Source organism: Chlorobiota bacterium (assembly GCA_016710285.1).
Classification (GTDB): Bacteria; Bacteroidota; Ignavibacteria; order OLB7; family OLB7; genus OLB7.
On the sequence record JADJXR010000001.1, the window covers coordinates 2,166,336 to 2,188,224 of the forward strand.

Genomic DNA, 21,889 nt, shown 5'->3' on the forward strand with positions numbered 1-21,889 from the left:
CAATGAACAAAGACTTCCTCTCGATACTCGACATCACCGGCAGTGAAGTAGAAGGGATGTTTGCCCTTGCCGACGAGCTGAAACTGAGCCGCCATTTCCGCCCGTTGGAGGGGATGACCGCCGCGATGATCTTCCAGAAACCATCGCTGCGGACGCGGGCTTCGTTCGAGATTGGCGTTGCGCAGCTTGGCGGCCAGTCGGTCCATTTCACCGACGAAGGAATCGGGCTGGGGGTCCGCGAAACTGCGGCAGATGTTGCGCAGCTCCTTTCCCGCTACGCCGATCTTATCATTGCGCGCGTCTTTGGCCACGACCTGCTGGAGGAGATGGCAGCGCACGCCACCATCCCGGTGGTCAACGCCCTTAGCGACCGCTCGCACCCGTGCCAGATCATCGCCGATATGTACACCATCCGCCAGCATGGGTTGCTTGCGCCCGGGGTGCGGGTTTGCTACGTGGGGGATGGGAACAACGTGGCGAATTCATGGATAGAGATGGCCGGGATTTGGCCGATTCGCCTAACCGTGGCGGTGCCGGAAGGCTACGAACCCGACGCGGAAATCCTTGCCAACGCGCAACGCCACGCGGCCTTCCCAATCGTTATCAGCCACGACCCCGCCGCCGCCGTCCGCAATGCCGACGTGGTGTATACCGACGTGTGGGCAAGCATGGGCCAGGAGCAGGAGGCCGCCATTCGCAAGCAGCAGTTCGCCCGCTTCCAAGTCACCAGCGGGCTGATGGCGAAGGCCTCGAACAACGCAATTTTCATGCATTGCCTTCCCGCCCACCGTGGCGAAGAAGTCTCCGCCGAAGTCATTGATGGGGCACGCTCGGTTATATTTGACCAAGCCGAAAACCGGCTGCACATGCAGAAGGCATTGCTGACACGATTGGCGCATCGCAATCATGGAACCGAGGCACTGCTGCAGGGGCAGCTGGCCCTTTCCATGATCTGATAACCGCGCCATGAACAAGCAAAGCCGACACTTCGCCATTCGCCAGACGATTGCCAACAAGGTTGTGGCCAACCAAGATGAGTTGCGCCTTCTGCTGGAATCGCAAGGGTACGAAACCACCCAAGCCACACTCTCGCGGGACCTGAAGGAGCTTGGGGTTTCGCGGGCACACACGCCGCAAGGGACCCGCTACGTGCTTCCGGCAAGCGGCGGCGAAGAACGGAAATTGGCAACGCTTGTCAGCTACGAAGTGATCTCCATTGAAGCGAACGAGGCGTTGGTGGTGATACGGACCCTGCCCGGGCGCGCCGCTGGCGTTGCCGACATTATTGACAGCCAGGGCCACCCCGAAATCCTTGGAACCGTCGCGGGGGACAATACCATTTTTATCACCCCACGCAGCACCCGCAACACCGCCGCACTGCTGCGCGACTTGCGGAAAAAAATCTTGGGCGATGAGTAAGCGATACGTAAGCCATGAGTAGCCAACAGCCAGCGATTGGCCAGCAAGCAATCCGCCCCAAAAAACGATAACTGATTCCCGACAACCGATACCTGACATGCCAAAAAAAATCGCGCTTGCCTACTCCGGCGGGCTGGACACTTCCGTGATTGCCCGCTGGTTGGTGGAAACCTACGGCGCAGAAGTCATCACCGTCACCGGTAATCTTGGGCAGAAAAAAGAGCTGGTGAACATCGAGGAGAAGGCGATGCGCTCCGGTGCATCGGCGGCGCATATTCTGAACCTTGCGCCGGAGTTTGTTGCCGGCTACGTCTTCCCCGCGCTGAAGGCCGGGGCGTTGTACGAAGGCCTCTATCCAATGGCCACCGCGCTGGGCCGCCCGCTGCTGGCAAAAGCATTGGTGGAAATCGCGCTCCGCGAAGGCTGCGATGCCGTGGCCCACGGCTGCACCGGCAAAGGGAACGACCAGGTCCGGTTCGAAGCCTCGGTGGCCGCGCTGGCCCCGCAACTGAAGGTGATGGCCCCACTGCGCGAATGGGAATTTGGCTCACGCGAGGAAGAGATTGCCTACTGCGAACAGCACGGAATCCCCGTTGCCGCCACCCGCGAAAACCCTTACTCCATTGATGAAAATTTGTGGGGAACCAGCATCGAGTGTGGCGTGTTGGAGGACCCAAAAGTTGCCCCCCCCGCCGATGCGTTCCAGCGGACCTGCTCGCCGCAGCAGGCGCCGGACCAACCAACCACGGTGACGATTGAGTTCAGCAAAGGCATTCCGGTGGCATTGGATGGAGTGCCGATGGATGGAGTGATGCTGATTGATGCCTTGAACCAGCTTGGCGGCGACAACGGAGTTGGGCGGATTGACATGGTGGAGAACCGCCTTGTGGGAATCAAATCGCGTGAGATTTACGAGGCTCCGGCGGCTGTCATCCTTCACCGCGCCCACGAGGAATTGGAGCGGCTGACGCTGGACCGCGAGACCGCCCACTACAAGCGGAAAATCGCCCACGACTACGCAAACCTGATCTACAACGGCCAGTGGTTCACCCCGCTGCGGGAGGCCCTGGATGCGTTCATCGGCCAAACGCAAGAGGTGGTGAACGGGTGGGTGACGTTATCGCTCTACAAGGGGACCATCACAACCGAAGCGCGTTGGTCGCCGAACTCACTCTACGACCCAGAGCTTGCCACTTACACCAGCGCCGACACCTTCGACCACAAGGCCAGCGCGGGCTTCATCAACGTCTTCGCCTTGCCGATGCGCACGTGGCACCAGGTGAACAGCGGGGTGAAAGAAGAAGCATAACAACACAGGCACGCCCCGCCAGCCAAGAGCGGGCGGGGCGTTTCAGCCTTTGTGCAATCGGCCACAACACGCAACGGGCCCAGCACGCAACGGGCCAACAAACAATGTCAAACGCACAACCTTGGGGAGGGCGATTCCGCGAAGAGCTTGCGGAAATCGCCTTCCGATTTTCTGCCTCGATAGATATTGACCAGCGATTGTCCCGCCAGGACATCGCCGGCAGCATCGCCCATGCCCAGATGCTTTCCGACTGCGGAATTATCACCGCCGAAGATGGCGCGGCAATCAAGCAAGGGCTGATAGAGCTTGCGGCGGATCTTGAATCCGGGCGCGTGGCACTCCCCGCCGATGCCGAGGATATCCACATGGCTGTGGAGAAGTTGTTGATTGAGCGGATTGGACCCGCCGGAGGGCGGCTTCACACCGCGCGCAGTCGCAACGACCAAGTGGCGTTGGATATGCGGCTTTATCTCCGCCAAACGATTGAGCATCTTGTTGGAAATATCCGCCAGTTGCAGCGTTCGTTGCTTCGCCAGGCTGGGCTTCATGCTGGGACGGTGATGCCTGGGTACACGCATCTGCAACGTGCGCAGCCGGTGCTGCTGGGGCATCATCTTTTGGCGTACGTCCAGATGCTGGAGCGGGACCGGTCCCGTTTGCTGGATTGCCAACGCCGCGCCGATGCTTCGCCGCTTGGCGCGGCTGCGCTTGCCGGCACCTCCTTCCCGATTGATCGCCACGCCGTTGCGGCCAATCTTGGTTTTGCGGGGATTGTGGAAAACAGCATGGATGCCGTTTCCGCACGCGACCATTTGCTGGAGTTTGTGGCGGCCTGCAGCATCGGCATGAGCACGCTAAGTCGGCTTGCCGAGGAAGTGGTCCTGTGGGCAACGGCGGAGTTCCGGTTCATTGAAATTGGCGATGCGTTCAGCACCGGAAGCAGCATCATGCCGCAGAAAAAAAATCCTGACATGGCGGAGTTGGTTCGCGGAAAAACCGGACGGGTGTTTGGCGCGTTGATCGCGCTGCTGACCACCGTGAAGGGGCTTCCGCTGTCGTACAACCGGGATATGCAGGAGGATAAGCTGCCGGTGTTTGATTCCGCCGACACGTGGGGCGATTCGCTGGCGGTGATGGCGGGGATGCTGGACAACTCCACCTTCAACGCCAGCGCGATGCAGGAAGCAGCTGGCGGCGGATTCAGCACCGCCACCGAGCTGGCCGATTACTTGGTTCGCCACGGGCTTCCCTTCCGCGATGCCCACGGCGTTGCTGGCGCGGTGGTTGGCTACTGCGCCCAGCGGAACCTGCAACTTCACGACCTTGACGTGGCAACGCTGCAGACCTTCTCCCCCCGGTTCAGCGATGATATCCTCCCATATCTTGACCCCGCAACCGCCATTGCCCAACGCCGCTCCTCCGGCTCCGCCTCACCACAGGAAGTGGCGCGGCAGTTGGAGTGGTGGGGGAGGGAGATAGGGGATGGAACCTGAGCAAGATGGGGTATGGTTCGCCTCTGGAGATCATCTCCATCGGCCAGCCTTCCCCCCGTTTTCACCCTGCATGAATTTGGCGGTTGTTTGCGTGCGGCGTGTGGCGTAGGTTGCACGCCGCATTATGGATAACCAAGAATTTATGACGACACTCTCCCGATTGTTCGCGCTGCTGTTGCTGCTGGGCGTTGCTGGCATTGCCGCTTGCGACAGCTCAGAAGACCCAAACCTGCTGAACCCTCCGCCCCCCGATAGCACTCACGTTCGCACCGTTAATTTGCTTGGCGGCCAAACGATTGACTTCCGCATTGGCGGCTTTACTATCGCCCCGGGGCTTGCGCCGTTTGTGGCCACCAGCTTCGGTTCGGTGCTGATTCAGGAGCGGACGTTTTTTGTGATTGGGCGAAGCAATCGCTCCGACACCATCGCCAACCAGCAGCTTCCGCTTGGCGCAAACGTCACGTTCCTGGTGTACGGGCGCGATACCGTGCCGCAGTTCAAGCAGCTGCAAACTTCCGATCAAGATCGCACCGATCTTCTGGCCGCCGGACGCTCCCGCCTGATCTTTATCAACACCATCCCCGACTCCACGCTCTACCTTCGGCGCGGCTGCCAAAGTGGCGATACCATCATTGGCGGAACCGGGTTCGGCATCGGCACAGCGGTGGATATTCCACAGACCGAGGCCTCGCTCTATCTGTTCACCTCCGGCATTCCTTCCCCCATGACCACGGCGCGGCTGAGCTTGCCAACCGGCAGCACCACGTACCTGATTGCCGCACGGCGGAACGGAGCAATCGAGCTGTTCACCATTGATGCCGCCACCGGCGCTGCCGGCACGCTCCCTTCGGCCCCGCCGGAAACCCGCACCGAATCGGCCATTGCCCTTGTGAACGCCATTGATGGAAACGCAACGGTATCGGCCCAGATGAAAGGGTCCGGCGCGGTGATTGCCACCGGGGTTCCCACGTTCGGCATTTCGTCGGAAGGGAACGTCCAGGCCTGCCAATCGCCGTCGGGGGATAGCTTGGAGCTGACCACTTCCGGCGGGCAAGCGTTCACGGTTGGAATCCGGCTAAGCGTTGGTGGGCGATCGTTTGCGGTGCTGTACAACACGCTGGGCATCACCCGCGCGTTGGTGCTGGACCGCGCCGCCACGCAAGCTCCATCCGGCAAGGCGCGCGTCCGTGTGGTGAATGTTGCCAGCGATGGCCGCTTCGCTGTGGTGATTGGAAGCGGCTCGCCGCGCGGGGATTCGGCAAGCACACGCCCGTTTGGGTCGCAGCTTCCGGGGGGGATTAGCCCCACCGTGGACCTCCCCGCCGGGGACTACCCGCTGCTGCTGAGCGACGACGCTTCCGGCCAGTTCGTGGAAAGCGGAATCCAAAATTTGGGGGAAGGAGTTTGGACGATTTTTGTTGTGAGCAACAACGGCGTGCCCTCGCTGCGGGTGCTGCGGGAAGATGGAAACGTGAGTGGTGGATTGCAGCCGTTGGGAAGCATCGGGCGTTCGGCAGTGCTGTTCAGCATGATCCCCGATGGCAATGCTTCCATCACCTTCGGCCAGCTTGCTCCGTCGCCGATTGGCTACAGTTACGTCCGCTACTCGGTTGCCCCTGCGGCGCAGTTCCAAGCCACGCTGAACGGGGTCGCAACCCAGGCGGTGGATGGCGCGGCGGGTGAGTATGTGATGGGCGCAACCGGCACCATGGCCGTGCCCCAACTGATCGTCTTCCCCCAAGCCGCCTCCGTTTCCGCTGCGGACCGGGCAACCGTTCGGTTTATCAACGCCGTTCCAAGCGAAACCACGCTGGAGCTTCGCGAAAGCAGCATCACCACGGACCTGCTCCGCGCCAGCGATTTCGGCACGCCAAGCGACACGCTGCAGCGCGAGGAACGGAAATACTCCTTCGTGATTTCGCGCCCCGGCCAGCAAACAGTGCTTGCGCGGATTGATGGAGTGGAGCTTTCCGCGGGTCGCCGATACCTTCTGGTGGTTGGCCCCAAACGCCCCACCTCCGCCAGCGACACCTTGCAGTATCGGACCCTTTGGATGCAGGAATAATCTGGTGGGGCAGCTTTCTGGCGGACGATTGGAAAAGAACTTCCCGGAGTATGGCGGCTATATCGCCACAACCAAGCGGTTTCTACCGCTGATCTGGTAAGCAAAAAACAATGCCCGGCATCGCGTCTGGATACCGGGCATTGCGGTGTTCGTTGCTAAGGGGTAGCGGCCCCGACTTTATCGGGGCCGAGTCGCCAAAGGCTACCGGCTTGGTGGTGTCTCTCTCGGTGTTAGCTGCTCCAGAAATGATTCTGGAGATTACTCTCTCTCGGTGTTAGCTGCTCCAAAAGGGTAGCGGCAGGTCTTTAGCCTGCCGAGTAACCGAAGGCTAAAGACCTTTTATCAATCCCGACGGAGGTCGGGGCGGCTACCGGTTTGGTGGTGACTCTCTGGTAGTTCTCCAGAAATGATTCTGGAGATTACTCTCTCAGTGTTAGCTGCTCCAAAAGGGTAGCGGCCCCGACTTTATCGGGGCCCAGTCGCCAAAGGCTAAAGACCTTTTATCAATCCCGACGGAGGTCGGGGCGGCTACCGGTTTGGTGGTAGTTCTCCAAAAACGATTCTGGAGATTACTCTCTCACGATTAGCTGCTCCAACCATGAGGTTGGAGGTGGAGCAACTCTGGTGGTGGTTGTTCCAGAGTTGCTCTGTGTTGGCTGTATGATTCAGGGGGATCGGTGACAGCGGGATGAGGTTCAATGGTTGTGCTGGCGTTTAGCTGATCGTGATCGTTCGCGGGCGAACAACCTCGGCCTTTGGAATCTGGATTTTTAGGATGCCATCCTCAAACGCCGCCGTGATCTTCTCCGGGTCAACTTCCGATGGGAAGGTGAAGGTCCGTTGGAACTTCCCGTAGAATCGTTCGGTGCGGTGGTAGCTCCATTGCTTTTTCTCTCCTTCGGTTTCCGGTGCTTTCTCCTCGTGGGCATATTTCCGTTCGCCGGCAATCGTCAACGTGTTGTCGTGGAAGCTCAGGGCAACCTCTTCTTTCTTCAGGCCTGGAAGCTCCACATCAATCATGTAGCTGGTGGCGTTTTCGCGGACGTCAATCACTGGCTTCCACACCTTTTCGCGGGTTTCGCCGGTGCGGGTTTCGTTGCTTTTGGAAGGGGTCAGGAAATTGTCGAAGAATCGGTTGATCTCCCGTTGAATGTCGTTGCTGGTCAAATTGTGGAACGGATGAAGGCGCGTGTGCGTGTTCATTATTTGGTTCTCCTTGCTAGATAGTTGGTCGTGTTATTTGTTTGTGCAAGCGGGGTTCGCTTGGCGGCATTGCGCCGCGTTGTTGTTGGACTTGTGGCACTCTTCCTCAAGCATCATGCCATCCCTAAAAACCAGTTTTTGGCGGGCGTTCCGGTTGTGGCAACCGGACGCTTTTTCGCGGGGGTCGGCAATGATTGCCGCACAGCCTGACAACGCGGCCAACCGTGGCGGAAAAATTTTCCGGCGGCAGTGGCGGGCGGTGGGGTGCTTCGGGTTGGTTGGGGTGATGTTGGGATTCGGGGTGGCGGGGGCGCAGGTGGTTCTTGGGCTGCGTGGCGGCATCAACATTGCTAACCAAGCGTTCAACCCGCCGTTTTTTACCGGAGTGCGCCACGGCCTGTTGGTTGGCGGCCATATCGAAGGCGCGATTGACAGCACCTTCAGCGTGGTCCTGCAGCCGCAGTACGTGCAAAAAGGAACAGTGATTGAAGGTGCCGCCGGAACACTGGTCACGGCGGAATTCAACTACCTTGAGTTCCCGTTGCTTCTGCGCGCCAGCTATCGGGTTCGGCCATTGATGGTGTTCTCGTTCGTGGGGGTCAACCCGGGGGTGTTGGTCTCGGCAGCATCGGTAAAACGCTATGCCGATAGCACGGTGATTATCGAGGCCGCAGCGCAAACCAACACCCTTGATTTCGGGATTGACGTTGGCGCAGGGGTGGGCTACCAGCTAACCAACCAGATTGCCATCGCTGGCGATATCCGCTACAGCATCGGGCTTACCGACATCACTGCCGAGCGGGGAAACGCCAGCACAAATTGCTCTCGCGATCTTCGTATCATTGCCGGAATCTTCTTCCAACTGGGCAAGTAACCAACCAACCGTATCACCAGGCTTTCATCCATGGCGCGATTTGGCGTTTGCCTTTTCCTGCTTCTGATTACCACAACGCCGCCGCTCCTTTGCGGCCAGGGCGACACACTGCTGTACGCCGACCTGAACGGCGACACCGCCGCCGACACCATCGGCGTGGCCACCACTGCCGACGGCTACGACGTTGTGAACGGCTGCACCATCACCATCAACGGGCGGACGCTTGGGGTCCCGCTGCAGGATGTTTATCAGGTGGAGGTGGCAATCGGGGATATTGACGGCGGCGATAACCAGCGCGAGGTCATCCTTACCGCAACCGGCTCCGGCAGTGCTGCCAGCCACCACGTGGTGCGGCTGAACGGAAACCGCCTGGTGATCTCGGCCCCACTTGTCGGCAATCTATCCTTCCCCGGGGAAGGGGTGGTCCGGGCCGAGCAGTGGATGGGCTTCTGGAACATTACCCGCAGCTACCGGTTGGACGCGGAAACGATGGGTTGGGAGGTGGTGCCGCAGGACCTGTACGAACTAAGCGTCGCCGGAAAAACCACGAAATCTGTGACGCTCCTTTCCGCCCACGGGCCAAAAGCGAAGCCCGCCGCAAAGCTGAAACCCCAAAGCCCCGTGACGGTTGTTGGCTACATCCCAACCAGCCCGGCAGGAGGGAGCAATGGGGAGGATTGGTACCAAATCAAAACCGCGACCGGGGCGATTGGCTGGCTGCAATTGAAAGACTTCCGGGAAAAAATCACCCTCCCCTGGGAAGGGTCCTAACAACAGGGGCTGGCTCCTTCCCGCGTTCGGCCATCTCTCCATCTTAGCCCTGCTGTTGTTTCCGTTTCTCGTTCCGGGCGGAGACGAAGGAGATAATGTACGCCAGCACAACCACCGCTAGCAGCGGCAGAAAATATTTCAGGAAGGCTGTTCCAAGCGGGCTGTCGGTTTCCGTGGCAAGGGGGCGGCCGGCTGCGTCGGTTCCGTCGGACTGATGCTCGGCGGGGGGGCCGATGAAGGAGAAACTGTTGAAAAACCCAGCAGCTTCCGGCGTGGCAATCTCCAGTTCGGGACCGACTGCCGTCAGCACGTAGCCGTAGCCGTTGGCAACGGCTGCGGTCATCGTCATTTTCATGGCTGGGTCCTGCGGCGAGGACCCTTTGCACTGCAGCGACTTCACCCCCGCCAACTTCCCGAACGTGCAACTAACCCCATGGAGCTTCCCCATGATAGATTCCCGAAGGCTTTCAACAAACGTTGGGTCGTCCAGCGTGAAAGTCCGCTGGACCGGAAGCACCACCAACGCCAACCGCGACTTCCCGGAAGGGCTTTGCACCGCCAGCAGGCTGACCCCAACGGGGGGATTGCCAACATCGGCACGTTGCCAACCGGCTGGCGGAGTGATGCGGCACAGATACTGGTCGAAGCTCATCGGCTGGGCAACAAGCTGCGCGGCGGTGGCGCAAAGCAGCAGCAGTGAAATCGTGGAAGCGCGAAGCATCGGTATCATCAATTAGGCAGGGATTGGTTGCGCCGCCGGAAGCAGCGGGGGAACGTGTTCGGCGATTCGTTGCTGCATCCCTTCGGCGTACTCCCGAAGGATCATTTTATCGGCAGAGATTGGGGAAGGAAGCGGGGCAAGAAATTGCAGCTGGGCAGTGATGGAGCGAAGCCGCAGCACGCGCCACGCATGGGGCATAAACGGTTCGTCGGGGCGATGCCAGTACGCGAAATCGCGGTTGGCAAGGGTGGTTGGTTCGCCAGCGATGTGGGTGTAAAGGATCACGAACGGCTGCACCAGCACATCGCTTCCGGCCACCGTGTTGAACATGAACGGCTTAAAAGAATCCACCCGCCCGCCTTCGGTGGTTCCGCCTTCTGGGAACAAGGTGATGCGCGCCCCGTGGTGCATTTTATCAACCACCATTTTGGAGGATTTCACCGCCGAACGGAGCGAGGTCCGATCCAAGAAGATTGTGCCGCCAATCCGGGCAAAAATTCCCATCACTGGCCAATCGCGCACGTCATGGCGCGAAACAAACACCCCGCCGACAGTCCGTCCTGAAACAAGGATGTCAAGGTAGGAAACATGATTGCCGATGAACAGCCGCGCATCGGGGTGGCGTTCCCCTTGTGTGTTGATGCGCACCCCCATTAACCGAGCAACAATCCCACACCACACCGCCGTCAACCACATACTTACCCCATATCGGCTTTGCGTTCCAAACAAGGAGCCAAGGCCAATCACTACCAGAAAAAATGGGAACAGCAGTGCCATTGCTACTGCGATCAGTAATAACCGAATTATGCCCCGAACCGTGCTGTATGTTGGTTCCGCTGTCATCCGTATCCGTGTTGATTGGTATGAGTAGTAAAAAAAAGGCCGGGCGCAACTGTACCTTTGCACCCATGCGAAAACTTTCCCACGAAGAACTTCTGGCCCAACGCCTAACCGCCGCCGAAGTCCTCTCTACCGTGCGCCACCCAGTTGTCGGGATTTTGGAAGATATCCGCTCGCTCTACAACGTTGGGTCCTGCTTCCGCACCGCCGATGCGATGCTGCTTCAGCGGCTGATCCTGACTGGTTACACCCCAACGCCGCCGCGCAAGGAGATCAGCAAAACCGCGTTAGGAGCAACCGAAACCGTCCCGTGGGAATTCGTTGCCAACGGGGCCGAAGCGGTTGCGATGCTCCGCTTGCAAGGCTACCGAACCTACGCGCTGGAGCTTACCGACAGCAGCCTGCAACTTGGCACCGCCCAGCTTCCGCCGGGGCCGATTGCGTTTGTGGCCGGCAACGAAATCACCGGCGTTTCCGCCGCCACCCTTGCCGCCTGCGATGGAGCTATCGAGATACCGATGCACGGCGTAAAACACTCCTTGAACGTCGCCGTGGCGTTCGGAATTGCGGCGTGGGAGTTGGTGAAAAAAGGGGGGTAATCTCCAAAGATATTCCCCCCGCCAGGGCCTTACACCTCCTGCGCCTCGCCATGCACCATCGTCACCAACCCGGCGGCGAAGCTCATCAGGTCCTTTCCGGCGGCTTTGTTCTCCTCGGTGGCCATTGCGGCTTTGAAAGTGTCGCGGTCGGCAAAGGTCATTTCGGCAATCAGATAGTAGGGGGAGTCGGCCCCGAACGAACGGAGGTTCCGGCTTACCACAAGGCTTTGCAGCCCCGGCACCGCACGCATCAGCGGCGCGTGAACGCTATCGTAATGGGCATCGAATGCCTCGATGCTCTCTGGCTTCGTGAAGAACGCTGTCAGCTTGTACATGAGTTGGATTGTTGATAACCGTGAGTAGGATGTCGTCTTTATAAATTCTCTTCCCTTCTCCCCGCTCCCCGTCCCCCGCTCCCTGTCTCCCGCTCCCCCAAAATATCACTTCCCCTCCACTGGCAACCCCTCCATTCGCATAATCTCCAAAGCATTCGTGGTGGGGCAGGGACCCGGGCGCAGGCGGTAGTCGAAGGTCATCCGCCCGTTGTGGATTTCTTCGCGGAAATGGAGGTTGCTGATGCTTGCCAACTCATCGGCCAAGTGAACAAGCTCAAGGTCGTGGGTAGAGATCAGCCCCGCGCCGTTTCCGCCAGCCAAAGCCCGCACGTAGGAACGGCTGCCGATCAGCCGCTCGCGGTTGTTGGTCCCGCGGAAGATTTCATCTATCAGGAAAAAGAGTGGTTGATTGTGCGGCTGGCGCAACGCCGCAAGCAGGTCCCGCAGCCGCCGGACCTCGGCGTAGAAATAGCTGATGCCATCGTTGACCGAATCGGTGACGTTGATGCAGGTGAACAGCCGCATTGGCGCAACCCGCAACCGCTGCGCGCAGACCGGCCCGCCGGCATACGCCAGCACCAAGTTGGCCCCAAGCGTCCGGAGCATGGTGCTTTTGCCCGACATATTGGACCCTGTGACAATCGCCAGCGTGCCGGGCCGCTCGATGTGGTAATCGTTGGCAACCCGTGCATCGGTTCCAAGCAGCGGGTGGCCAATCTGCACAGCTTGCAGCAATGGGGATTGCTGGCCGTTCGCAGCCGTTTCAGCAACTTCTGGGAAGGTGAACTCTGGGTTCAAATCGGCAAGGTTTGCCAGCGAGCAAAGGGCCTCCAACTCATGCCAGCAATCCAGCCAGACGGGGACCTCTTCCCTAATTTTTTTTTGCTCCTGCGCAAGCCGCCACGCAAACCAGTAATCCCACGGCACCACGATATTGAACAGCAGCCGCGCCAACGGGTTCCCCTGCACGCTTGCTGCGGCGATAATCCTTCCAACGCCACGCAGCCGCGCCGATGGCCGCCGTGCGGGGTCGCGGAACGGCTGGCAGAGCTTGGCAAGGTCCGGCGCGCCGGCATACCCAAACCGCTCAAGATGGAGCAACACCGCGCCAAATCGGTGCAGGTGGACCTCCAAATCGAGCGCGTCGCTGTACAGTTCGCGGTAATCTTTCCCGCGGGCGATGTAGAGCAAGGCGTACACGCCAAGCGAGAAGGGCCAGGCAGCGGGAAGAACGTTCAGCAACGCAAGCAGCAGCAGCAACAGCGTGGTGCCGGCCAGTAGCAGCAACGCCACAAGCCACGGGAACAGGGATTGCTGGTTGGCGTGCGCTTGCAGCCATGCCATGAACTCCGCCCCGGTCCATCGCTCCTCCTGTTTCCGTGCCGCCAGCGCACCGGCCAGTGCCAGCCGGTCGCGGAACAGGGAGCGGGGAAGAAGCTGGCGCACCAGCGTTGCACGGCTCCGAATCAACCCCGGGTTGGCCTCGCGTTGCAGCAGCCACTGGCGCAACCGGTTGCTTCCTTCGGCGGAGACGGAAGTGTCAATCAGGTGGAGCAGCGAGCGTGGGCCGGTGATATTCAGATCGGTCTCGAACGGGTGGCCCTCAGTTGGCGGCAGGGTTGGGGGAAGGGGGATGTTCTCCCAATCATGCCGCATCCGCGCCAGGTGCGCCTGCTTAATCTCCATCCATCGGCGATACCGCCGGATACTTCGCTCCACCTTGCTGTGGCGGTGGGCCGCAACCGCAAATCCAGATAGTCCAACCGCCAGCAACGCCGCGCCAACCACTTGGTAGCCGGATTGATAGGCCACCGTCGCCAGCAGCACACTTCCTAAAAACAGCCCCAACCGGATGTACGAAAGCTGCCGGCTTTGCGCGGCGCGTTGGCGTACCCGGCGGGCAAGCCGCGCAAGGTGGCGTTCGGCCAGGGCTTGCAGTTGTTGGCTGGAAGGCATGAATTGGAGATGCTGTTAGCTTTTTGGAGATAGAGCGCAGTCGCAAAATTCCCGCGAAGATAGCCCCAGCCCGGCGGCTGCAATGCTCCATGTTGTTGCCTACGTTGAGAAGCGTTTCACTCTGCCAGAGGAAAGCAGTGGATCTACAAGGGAGGGCGTTGGCGAAGCAACCGAACGCAATGCCAGGTCGCCACCGCAGTAGCCCCCTCCCCGCCTCCCCCAATTCTGGGGGAGGGGCTGGCAGAAATGGCGTGAGCTTCAGAGAGAAAGGGGTCAATGGCCGAACCCATTTCCCCCCAGCATTGGGGGGGACGCGCAGCCGCTTGCGGGGGTAGCCGCCCCGACCTCCGTCGGGATTGATAAAAGGTCTTTAGCCTTCGGCGTCTATCACTCGGCCCCATCGGGATCGCCTCGGTGGCCAACGCGAAACACTGCCCGTTCGGTGGTTTCCCCGAACCCACCCCGCCCTGTCGGGCACCCCTCCGTTGGAGGGGAACGCTTCGGGAGGATTTGGAGGTAGCCGCCCCGACCGAGTTGGGGCGGCGTTATCAGGGCGAAACCCCGTGCCACACCAGCCCTGAAGGGGCGACCCATGCCAGCCCAGGGCAACGCCCTGGGAACAGAGCCAACCACCATGCAACACCAGCCCTGAAGGGGCGACCTCCATCCGGTTGGAGATGTTCTTGAGGGTGTGGATTTCCAATCGGTGCGGTGTGTGCAGGATTGATGGATGAATGGGGATGTCCCTTTAGGCTGCCCCTTCAGGGCGTTGGGATGTTTGGGGAACGATTCCCAGGGCGTTGCCCTGGGCTTTGATAGTTTGCCCCTTCAGGGCGAGGGAGGGGAAGGGTTCGGGAATTTTTGGATGAAGCCGGGCGCAACTCCGTGTGCTGGCCTTGCGCGTTGCTCCCCCTCTTGGGAGGGGGCGGGGGGGGGGGTTGGGGACACCCGCGAAACCGCATCCATTCGCGAATCTCAGGATCAGAGCCTTCCGGGGTCAGCGCGAACCCCCGCCCGTTCGGTGGCTCCCCCGAACTCACCCGCCCTGTTGGGCACCCCTCCGGGGGAGGGGACGCTTCGGGAGTTTTTAGAGGAAGATTGCAAGAACGGGGTAGCCGCCCCGACCTCCGTCGGGGTAGCCGAAGGTCTTTAGCCTTCGGCCTCTGGGCAGGCTAAAGACCTGTTATCAATCCCGATTCATTGGGGCCGCTACCCAGCGGGGAAAGCGGTCCGGTTCCCCCAAGTTCCGCTGGCTATCTGGTGGGGTTCTCTCGCCGCGCTGTCTTATCTTGCCGATATGCTTCCTGATGACTCCTCCGTGATGTTCCAGCAGTTTCTGCGCCGTGGCGTGCTTCCGTTTGTTGGTCGCCAGGCGGAGCTTGCGCGCATTCTCAACTTCTGGCAAGCAACGCCGGAAGCGGGGCGGCTGCGTGCGGGGCTGGTGCTGGCCGAAGCTGGTGTGGGAAAAAGCCGATTGCTGGAAGAAGCGATGACGCAGATTGAGGGGGCATCCGGCGCGGTAATCCATGCAAAATTTTATCCGGAAGGAACCAACCAACTTGGCCCGTTGTTGGCGCAATCCATTGGCGCGTCGGGGGCGGGTGGGGCGTTGCTGCGCGGCGTGGTGGAAGGAACCCGCCCGGCAGTGATTGCCGCGCTGCGCCGGATTGGACGGCTTCGCCCAGTCCTGTTGGTGCTGGAGGATATTCACCTGATTGATCCCGAATCCGCCGGCGAGCTTGCCACACTGCTGGACGCGCTGGCCGATGAAACCCTTTCGATTCTTGCACTTGCCCGCCCCACCGAGCTTCGCGTTCGCCCGATTCTGGAACGCTACTTGGTGGAGCGGATAGACCTTCAGCGGCTGGACCGCGATGCAATCGGCGCGATGTGGCTGGCGTTGTTCGCCACCCCAGCCGATGCCGGGGCAATCACACTGCTGGATGATCTGACCCAGGGGAACGCGCTGGCGCTCCGCTCCTGCATCCGTTCGGCGGTGGAGTCGGGGGCGTTGCGGAAAGGGAGGGATGGCGTTTGGGGATTCGACGATTCGCCCCAGACGCTCCGAACCACGCTGCGCCAGACGGTGGCACTGCTGGCCGAAGGAATGGTCCTGCACCTTACCCCAGCCGAACGCCACGCTGCCGAGCGGTTGGCTTGGTTGGGGGAGGTCTTTTCCATCGAGGCCGCTCGGCAGATGCTGGGCGATGCCGATTCCACATTGCAGGAATTAACGCGCAAAGGGATCACCACCACCACCGCCGTTTCGGTGCGCCCGTTGGCGGGGGTTGCGCCAAAGCCGGGGCGTGAGCACGTTCCCTATCCCACCAGTGCGGCTCCGTTAGTGGCGTTCACCCACACGCTCCTCCATCGGCATCTTGTGGAATCTTCCCTTCCCGACCCTGACCTGCTGGTGGCGTTGTTGGAGTCGGTTACGCCCCTGTATTCACTGCTTCCGTTGGTGCTGCTTGGCCAGACGATTCCCCGCTGCATGGTAGATACGCAGCGGATGTTTGCCGCAGCCGAGCGCGCCCGCTACATCGCCTGGATGTACAATTCGGTTGAGGATTCGGAGTCGGGGATTCGGGCGTTGGAGACCGCCGAAGCGATTGCTGCGCACTGCCGCAACGCGTTCGATCCTAATTTGCAGATGCGGTGGGAACGGAACCTTCTGCTTCATCGTGTTTCGCTTACGCGCCGTCGGTTCGATGACGAGTTCCGCGCCGCAGCCCAGCGGCTGTATCATCTTACCACCGAGCATCCAACCGAGCCGACCGTGCGCTTGGATGTGCTGATGTTCTATCTGAACGCCCGACACGATGCCGAGACCGCTTGGGCGGTTTGGGAGGAGGTTCAGCAGATCTATCAGCAGCACCCTGAGGTGGCGGGAACCGGTCAGTTCCAGAACGCGCTTTCGGTGGTGGCCAACCAGGCAACCGCCGTGGCCGATACGGCATTGCTGGGGGCCTGCACCACCCTTACGCAGGATCTGTTGAATTCCAGCGAGCTGAGCGATGAGCTGAAATCCGCCATCCAAAAACGGATATTCCCCACGCTCCTGGCACTGTATTCCACCCCGGACGAATTGGCCAGCCGGATGGAGATGTTCACGCGGCTGGAAGAAGAGACCGCAAACCACAACGATCACGAACGGTTCCACATCCGGCGGCTAAGTTTCCTTGCGCACACGGGCCAACTGCGGGAAGTGCTGGCGCGTGCTGGCGATGCCGTGCGGATCTACACCGACCGAGGGGATTGGCATCCGGCGTTGTATTGCATGATGGATCGCCTGCTTGCGCTTGCTGCCTTTGGCGAGCCGCTTCCGAACATCGCCAACGCCTTCTACCGGCTGTGCGACCAAACCCCGATCCCGATCGAGGACCACGACCGCATGAATTTTTCGCAGTGGGGAACCGCAATCGGACTGCTGCGGATGGAGCCGGAGTGGGCTTCGGCAATGGCGCAGCACGCGCTGAAGGGCATTGAGTATCCAATCCCCAGCGCGCTGATTGCCACCGCGTGCAGCGATTGGCCGCTGGCCGCAAGCCGATTCCAACAACCCTGGCCGCCGCAGCTAATCATCACCCGCGAAGCCTGGCAAACCCTGAGGGATGCGGCCACGTTGCTGGCAAACCCAGCCCAACCCGCCGACGTTGCAAGCATCCTTCAACAGCTTTGCCAGCTTTTGCGAAGGCCCATCACCCGGCTGTACGACCTGCTATCTATCACCAGCGGGCTGCGGCTTGCGCAGCAGCTTGGACCCGACGCAACCGCGCAAGGGATGGACACGGCAATGGCGGAAGCAGTGGCCCATGCAATCGAAGCGGTGGCGGGGTGGTTGTGCCAGCGGGAGCTTGCGGGGTTTGCGCGCCCGTTCTTTCAGGAGTTCGGCGCGATTCTGCAAGCCGACCAGCAACGGGGGATTGAGAAGGAGATTGCGGAGATTGAGAAGCGTTGGCAGCTGGAATCGGCGCGGAACAGCAGTGCGCGCCCGCTGAAAATTTCGATGATCGGAAAAATTGCGGTGGAGGGGGAGGATGGAACAATGACCCCGCTGCGTGGCGGAAGAATCAAGCTGGTGCTTGCGCTGATGGTGGCTGATGTGATGATTGACCGAAGGCTGAACCACCGTGAATTCGTCCAGCTTGCCGGCGGCGATGAGGATGGGGACGACATGGAGCTTGCCCGAAAAAAACGGAACATGACCATTGCCCGCATCCGCGAAGCGATTGGAACCGAAGCGATTATCACCGGGGGCGAGACTCCGGTGCTGAATTTGGAGCGGGTGGAGGTTGACATCCTCCGCGCCGATAGCCTTCTGCGGCGGACCCTTGCCGCGCTGCGCGAACGCTCGCTGGTGCGGGCCTATCCACTGCTTCGCGAAGCGTTGGAGCTTGCCCGGGGCGACGTCCCCTTCCCTTCCCTTTATGATCCCTTTTTCGAGGCCGTGCGTGAGGATTTCGAGTTCCGGCTCCGCTCGGCGATTCTTGCGGTTGGGCGCGGGCTGTTGGCCGAGGGGGATGCTGCGGCTGCGGAAACAATCCTGCGGCGCGGCTACATGGCACTGCCGGAAGATGAGGAAATTGGCGACTTCCTCCGCGAAGCACTCATCGCGCAAGGAAAGCACGTGGAAGCCGAACGATTGAAGGCAATGGCGGAGGGGTGAAAGAAGAAATTTTTGCGACCTCCAAAAAACGATTCCAACAACAGCAAAGCGGCAACCTCCATGCGATGGAAGTTGCCGCTCTGTTGTACCCCGCCATGATTCCGCTTTGCGCCCCGTGCTACGGGCATTTCACCAGCTTCATCCCTTCGCTGAACCAGACCTTCTCGCTCTTGCTGTAGGTTCCTCCGCCGGCATATTCTTCCTCGTAGGTGAACTCACGGTAGCGGCATAAATTTTCGCCCGCTTTGCTGTATAGCATCACCCCGGTGCGATAGCGGCGGACCGGTATCCCCAAGCTGTTTTTGGTGATTCCCCACTCACTTTTCAGCATCCCAGTTTTCAGCACGGTGATGCCGCTAACTCCCCCCATTTTCTTTTTTGCGATCCCCTCAATGGTGGCATCTTTTTTCAGATCGGTGGGCCATGCAAAGTTTGGGGCGGCGGCTTCGATTGCGGACCAGAGCGCGTCCAATTTTGCATCCAGTTCGGCAAAAATATCGGCCGGAACGGGCAGCCCGACGGCTTCATATTTTGGGGTGATGTTCTTCATCAAATCGGCGTGCCCCTGTTCCCGCTCGAATACCAGCGTCTGCATGATATTGCCGGAAGGGCGCACCCACCCGTCGTTGCTTTTCAGGTCGCTTCCCAACCGCTCCGCCTCGCGAATCCAAAGCTCCAAACCTTGCTGCACCGTGGCCCTGACCGAGCGTTCGGCAATCTGGTTCCGCGCAGCAGCAACGGCGCGGATGTCATCCGGTTTGCAGTAGTAATCGTCGGGCTTGTTGTTGTGAACATCCTTGAACTCGGGGGAGTTGGCAATGCTGTCCACAATCGCAAGGTTGGCAAGGTGTTTTTTGAATTGCCCAATCATGTTGTCGCCAAAGCGGATAACGCCATCGGGGTAGGCGTTGTCGAAATAATCAATCGCGCTTTTGTACGGCTTAATTGCTTCGTGGAAGGCTTTCACCCGTTTGCGTTGCAGGTCTTGGATCGTCTTCAGCGGGTCAATTCCGCCGTTGTTGCTTCCGCTGCTGTTGCTTCCAATCGTGAACCCCCCGATGCTGATCTGTGCGCTGGCAATCGTGCAAAGGATCAGCGAAAGGATTGCGGTGGTGAGTATCGTGCTTACTGTGCGTGCTGTTGTGATGTTCATCGTGGTCTCCCTTGTCGTGTAATCTTGGTATTCCTGGTTTGTTCGTTGCCCCAATCATCATGTGATTGGCTGGCACAAACCTACCGCAACGCCCACCGCCACTTCCACCCCCACCAAGGGAACGGCAGCAATGGCCCAGTAAACGGCGGGAAATAGTGTGGGAAGTAGAGCGGCAGGGAGTAGAAATGGAATCGCAGAAAACCGAAACGGAAAGCCATCCCAACATTTTTGGGACCCCACTAACTTTTTTTTCATTGGGCGTGTTAAGACAATGAAGGGGGGCATTGCTTGCTCCCCTTGCCCCATTTCTTCCACACGCAGCACCGCTTCCTCGACGCCAATCCGTTGTTGCGTTTCTGACCGGCAAATCCAGATCATCCACATTCACATATTTCACAGGAGAGTTACCGATGAACAGACACCGTACACCATTGCTTCTGCTTGCGCTGGTGGCCACCACCGTGGCGGCGCAGGCGCAAATCCCGCCAACCATAAGCTACCAGGGGCTGGTGACCAATGGCGCAACCCCCGTTGCCGACGGCCCACACAACGCCACCTTCCGATTGTTCGATGCCGCAACCGGCGGGAATAAGGTTTGGGAGGAATCGCAGACCATCGCCACCAAGTCCGGGTTGTTCAGCACGCAGCTGGGCGCGGCGGTGCCGCTGAACATCGCCGCTGATAAGCCGCTGTTTCTGGAGATCGCGATTGCGGACAACACCTTGCAGCCGCGCACCCCGCTTGCCGCCGCCCCCTACGCCTTCAACGCCCGCTTTGCCAACGAAGTGCCGGACGGAAGCATCACCACCGCAAAGCTGAGCAGCAGCGGTGCCAGCGACGGCCAGGTGCTGACCAACACCCCTACCGGAGTGGCATGGCGAACGCCCCCAACCGGCGGTGGAGGATCGCTGACGCCCGGCGATGGAATCGAAATTGCTGGCGGGACGATCTCCATTGAAAAGAAGGGAGTCGTCACCAGCATGATTGCCGATGGAGGGGTGACGCAGGAGAAGTTGGCGGAAGGAATCATCGCGATTCCAAGAGGGGAAGCCGGGGGAGAGCTGTCAGGGGAATATCCAAATCCCACGATTGCCGACGGCGCGATCACGACCGCGAAGCTGGCGGAATCGGCGGTAAGCTCCACCGCCATTGCCGACGGCACGATTGAAGGGGTGGATATCAATCCCGCAGCCTCCTTGCTGATTGGCCAACTTCATGTACAAGGGGATATGCAGGTGGGGACTGCGCCGGCGCTGGGGCCACGCCTTTCGGTGCAAGGCTCCACCGCAAACAGTGGCGCGGCGGCGCTTGCGGTGGCCAACAGTGCGGGCACAAGCCTTCTGTACGTTCGCAACGATGGGAACGTGGGAATTGGGACCAACACGCCAACAGCATCGTTGGATATTGCCAGCCCGGGAACTGCGCTGGCAATCACCAGCGGGGTGGCGGTGGTTTCCACGGCAACAATTCCGGCATCGCCGAACATCGTTCTTACGCCGTCGGCAATGGTGCTGCAAGTTGCCAACGATGCCATTGCTACGCCGAACAACACCATCCTTCCTGCCGGCGTGCCGGGGCAGCTGCTGATTATCGTCAACGACGACGCGCAACCGCTGACCGGAGCCGTGGCCATCAACCCCGGCCAATCGCGGATGTACCTGTTCCTTCCCCCAGCATGGCGGCTGATTAACTAAAAAAACTTCACGCCGAAAAAAGAGAAGGGTCTCATCACTTGCTGTGATAAGGCCCTTCTCCTTTCACCCATTTCTGCCAGCCCGCCAACGCGGGGGGCTACCAGGCGTAGCCGATGTTACATCGTCCCCACGGGACAACACCAGCTTTGTCGCTGTACAGGCTTAATCCGGGAATGGGGGTTGTGGTTGGTCCCATCTGCAGGTCCGCGCCAAACACAAACTCCACGGCGCATTCATCCCACGGATACCAGTGCCACCCCAACCCTGTACCAATCGTTATTGGATTGCTTGTTTGCTCCTGTTGCGTCAGCGTGGCATCGCTGAAATCTTGATAGCTGATGTGGTTGTAGGAAATATTCCCCACAAAGTGGAATCCCCGGAACATTTTGGCAGTGGGGTAATACCTCCCTTCAATGTTCAGGCCGAACCCCGTCACCTTCTCGGTCAGCCCGTCGCCATCCATCAACGCTGTGGGAGTTTGGATTCCGCCACCCACCGCAACCTTGCTGTCGAGCGCGTACAGATAGGAGGCATTGAACATGGCGAAGAACTTGAAGGGATCAATAAACACCATCTGCCGGCGTGGCGTGATATCCTCAGAATATCCCACCTTGACGACCGTGGTTGTTTGTGTTTCGCCCGAAGTGGAGTCGGTGATCGAGGTGGTTTCCACTGTTCGCGTTTGCCCCAGTGCCACGCCCGAAATTCCGATGAGCAGAAATGCTGCCAATCCTGATTTCCAGAAAGTCTTCATGGTGTGTGTGTCCCGGTTGATGAGAATGGTTCGGAAT

At 59.9% G+C, this 21,889-nt stretch carries 17 protein-coding genes; 10 read left to right on the plus strand and 7 right to left on the minus strand.

Translation table 11 applies throughout. The features are described from left to right. Positions 1–2: 2 nt before the first annotated feature. The 5 genes from argF to IPM61_07830 all read left to right on the plus strand — a co-directional run bounded on the left by argF (position 3) and on the right by IPM61_07830 (position 6,286). The gene (gene argF, locus IPM61_07810) at positions 3–956 is read left to right on the plus strand and encodes an ornithine carbamoyltransferase (GenBank protein ID MBK8911223.1); all 954 of its coding nucleotides are present in this window, start codon (positions 3–5) and stop codon (positions 954–956) included. A 10-nt stretch (positions 957–966) separates the two neighbouring features. Next, positions 967–1,419 carry an arginine repressor gene (argR, locus tag IPM61_07815; protein ID MBK8911224.1) on the plus strand — a complete coding sequence of 151 codons (453 nt, stop codon included), beginning with the start codon at positions 967–969 and terminating at the stop codon, positions 1,417–1,419. A 97-nt stretch (positions 1,420–1,516) separates the two neighbouring features. Further along, positions 1,517–2,728 carry an argininosuccinate synthase gene (locus IPM61_07820; GenBank protein ID MBK8911225.1) on the plus strand — a complete coding sequence of 404 codons (1,212 nt, stop codon included), beginning with the start codon at positions 1,517–1,519 and terminating at the stop codon, positions 2,726–2,728. Positions 2,729–2,832: 104 nt separating this feature from the next. Continuing rightward, on the plus strand, positions 2,833–4,221 hold the full coding sequence (gene argH / locus IPM61_07825) for an argininosuccinate lyase (GenBank protein MBK8911226.1): 1,389 nt from the start codon (positions 2,833–2,835) through the stop codon (positions 4,219–4,221). Between the two features lie 142 nt (positions 4,222–4,363). Then, positions 4,364–6,286 (plus strand): hypothetical protein, encoded by a 1,923-nt coding sequence (locus IPM61_07830; protein ID MBK8911227.1) that lies wholly within the window; start codon positions 4,364–4,366, stop codon positions 6,284–6,286. Between the two features lie 714 nt (positions 6,287–7,000). On the opposite strand, the gene IPM61_07835 is transcribed toward IPM61_07830, so the two are convergent. Beyond that, positions 7,001–7,489, minus strand: coding sequence for an Hsp20/alpha crystallin family protein (locus IPM61_07835; GenBank protein ID MBK8911228.1), 489 nt, complete (start codon positions 7,487–7,489; stop codon positions 7,001–7,003). 115 nt (positions 7,490–7,604) lie between these two features. Here IPM61_07835 and IPM61_07840 point away from each other — a divergent pair, with 115 nt between their 5' ends. Continuing rightward, positions 7,605–8,363 (plus strand): PorT family protein, encoded by a 759-nt coding sequence (locus IPM61_07840; GenBank protein MBK8911229.1) that lies wholly within the window; start codon positions 7,605–7,607, stop codon positions 8,361–8,363. A gap of 30 nt (positions 8,364–8,393) precedes the next feature. After that, positions 8,394–9,134 carry a hypothetical protein gene (locus IPM61_07845; protein ID MBK8911230.1) on the plus strand — a complete coding sequence of 247 codons (741 nt, stop codon included), beginning with the start codon at positions 8,394–8,396 and terminating at the stop codon, positions 9,132–9,134. Between the two features lie 43 nt (positions 9,135–9,177). On the opposite strand, the gene IPM61_07850 is transcribed toward IPM61_07845, so the two are convergent. Together IPM61_07850 and IPM61_07855 are read right to left on the minus strand one after the other, a co-directional pair. Continuing rightward, complete coding sequence (locus IPM61_07850; protein ID MBK8911231.1) at positions 9,178–9,855, minus strand: hypothetical protein; 678 nt, start codon at positions 9,853–9,855, stop codon at positions 9,178–9,180. A 12-nt stretch (positions 9,856–9,867) separates the two neighbouring features. Then, positions 9,868–10,698, minus strand: coding sequence for a 1-acyl-sn-glycerol-3-phosphate acyltransferase (locus IPM61_07855; protein ID MBK8911232.1), 831 nt, complete (start codon positions 10,696–10,698; stop codon positions 9,868–9,870). A gap of 65 nt (positions 10,699–10,763) precedes the next feature. Here IPM61_07855 and IPM61_07860 point away from each other — a divergent pair, with 65 nt between their 5' ends. Continuing rightward, the gene (locus IPM61_07860; protein ID MBK8911233.1) at positions 10,764–11,294 is read left to right on the plus strand and encodes a TrmH family RNA methyltransferase; all 531 of its coding nucleotides are present in this window, start codon (positions 10,764–10,766) and stop codon (positions 11,292–11,294) included. Positions 11,295–11,323: 29 nt separating this feature from the next. On the opposite strand, the gene IPM61_07865 is transcribed toward IPM61_07860, so the two are convergent. Next, on the minus strand, positions 11,324–11,629 hold the full coding sequence (locus IPM61_07865) for an EthD family reductase (protein ID MBK8911234.1): 306 nt from the start codon (positions 11,627–11,629) through the stop codon (positions 11,324–11,326). 105 nt (positions 11,630–11,734) lie between these two features. After that, a complete protein-coding gene (locus IPM61_07870) occupies positions 11,735–13,585 on the minus strand; it encodes a hypothetical protein (protein MBK8911235.1) in 1,851 nt (616 codons plus the stop codon). 1,297 nt (positions 13,586–14,882) lie between these two features. Here IPM61_07870 and IPM61_07875 point away from each other — a divergent pair. After that, positions 14,883–18,251, plus strand: a complete 3,369-nt coding sequence (locus tag IPM61_07875; protein MBK8911236.1) for an AAA family ATPase — start codon at positions 14,883–14,885, stop codon at positions 18,249–18,251. Positions 18,252–18,369: 118 nt separating this feature from the next. Here the strand turns inward: IPM61_07875 and IPM61_07880 are convergent, their stop codons facing one another. Next, a complete protein-coding gene (locus IPM61_07880; protein ID MBK8911237.1) occupies positions 18,370–19,404 on the minus strand; it encodes a hypothetical protein in 1,035 nt (344 codons plus the stop codon). A gap of 410 nt (positions 19,405–19,814) precedes the next feature. On the opposite strand from IPM61_07880, the gene IPM61_07885 reads away from it, so the two are divergent. Next, positions 19,815–21,098 (plus strand): hypothetical protein, encoded by a 1,284-nt coding sequence (locus tag IPM61_07885; GenBank protein MBK8911238.1) that lies wholly within the window; start codon positions 19,815–19,817, stop codon positions 21,096–21,098. Between the two features lie 97 nt (positions 21,099–21,195). On the opposite strand, the gene IPM61_07890 is transcribed toward IPM61_07885, so the two are convergent. Further along, complete coding sequence (locus IPM61_07890) at positions 21,196–21,852, minus strand: hypothetical protein (GenBank protein ID MBK8911239.1); 657 nt, start codon at positions 21,850–21,852, stop codon at positions 21,196–21,198. Positions 21,853–21,889: the final 37 nt, after the last annotated feature.

What these genes read in the sequence shown, in the direction of transcription:
- IPM61_07880 (MBK8911237.1), bottom strand. Translation starts at nt 19,404, where the DNA reads ATGAACATCACAACAGCACGCACAGTAAGCACGATACTCACCACCGCA.
- IPM61_07865 (MBK8911234.1), bottom strand. Translation starts at nt 11,629, where the DNA reads ATGTACAAGCTGACAGCGTTCTTCACGAAGCCAGAGAGCATCGAGGCA.
- IPM61_07885 (MBK8911238.1), top strand. Translation starts at nt 19,815, where the DNA reads ATGAACAGACACCGTACACCATTGCTTCTGCTTGCGCTGGTGGCCACC.
- IPM61_07845 (MBK8911230.1), top strand. Translation starts at nt 8,394, where the DNA reads ATGGCGCGATTTGGCGTTTGCCTTTTCCTGCTTCTGATTACCACAACG.
- argR (MBK8911224.1), top strand. Translation starts at nt 967, where the DNA reads ATGAACAAGCAAAGCCGACACTTCGCCATTCGCCAGACGATTGCCAAC.
- IPM61_07840 (MBK8911229.1), top strand. Translation starts at nt 7,605, where the DNA reads ATGCCATCCCTAAAAACCAGTTTTTGGCGGGCGTTCCGGTTGTGGCAA.
- IPM61_07855 (MBK8911232.1), bottom strand. Translation starts at nt 10,698, where the DNA reads ATGACAGCGGAACCAACATACAGCACGGTTCGGGGCATAATTCGGTTA.
- argH (MBK8911226.1), top strand. Translation starts at nt 2,833, where the DNA reads ATGTCAAACGCACAACCTTGGGGAGGGCGATTCCGCGAAGAGCTTGCG.
- IPM61_07875 (MBK8911236.1), top strand. Translation starts at nt 14,883, where the DNA reads ATGCTTCCTGATGACTCCTCCGTGATGTTCCAGCAGTTTCTGCGCCGT.
- IPM61_07870 (MBK8911235.1), bottom strand. Translation starts at nt 13,585, where the DNA reads ATGCCTTCCAGCCAACAACTGCAAGCCCTGGCCGAACGCCACCTTGCG.
- IPM61_07890 (MBK8911239.1), bottom strand. Translation starts at nt 21,852, where the DNA reads ATGAAGACTTTCTGGAAATCAGGATTGGCAGCATTTCTGCTCATCGGA.
- IPM61_07860 (MBK8911233.1), top strand. Translation starts at nt 10,764, where the DNA reads ATGCGAAAACTTTCCCACGAAGAACTTCTGGCCCAACGCCTAACCGCC.
- IPM61_07835 (MBK8911228.1), bottom strand. Translation starts at nt 7,489, where the DNA reads ATGAACACGCACACGCGCCTTCATCCGTTCCACAATTTGACCAGCAAC.
- IPM61_07820 (MBK8911225.1), top strand. Translation starts at nt 1,517, where the DNA reads ATGCCAAAAAAAATCGCGCTTGCCTACTCCGGCGGGCTGGACACTTCC.
- IPM61_07830 (MBK8911227.1), top strand. Translation starts at nt 4,364, where the DNA reads ATGACGACACTCTCCCGATTGTTCGCGCTGCTGTTGCTGCTGGGCGTT.
- argF (MBK8911223.1), top strand. Translation starts at nt 3, where the DNA reads ATGAACAAAGACTTCCTCTCGATACTCGACATCACCGGCAGTGAAGTA.
- IPM61_07850 (MBK8911231.1), bottom strand. Translation starts at nt 9,855, where the DNA reads ATGCTTCGCGCTTCCACGATTTCACTGCTGCTGCTTTGCGCCACCGCC.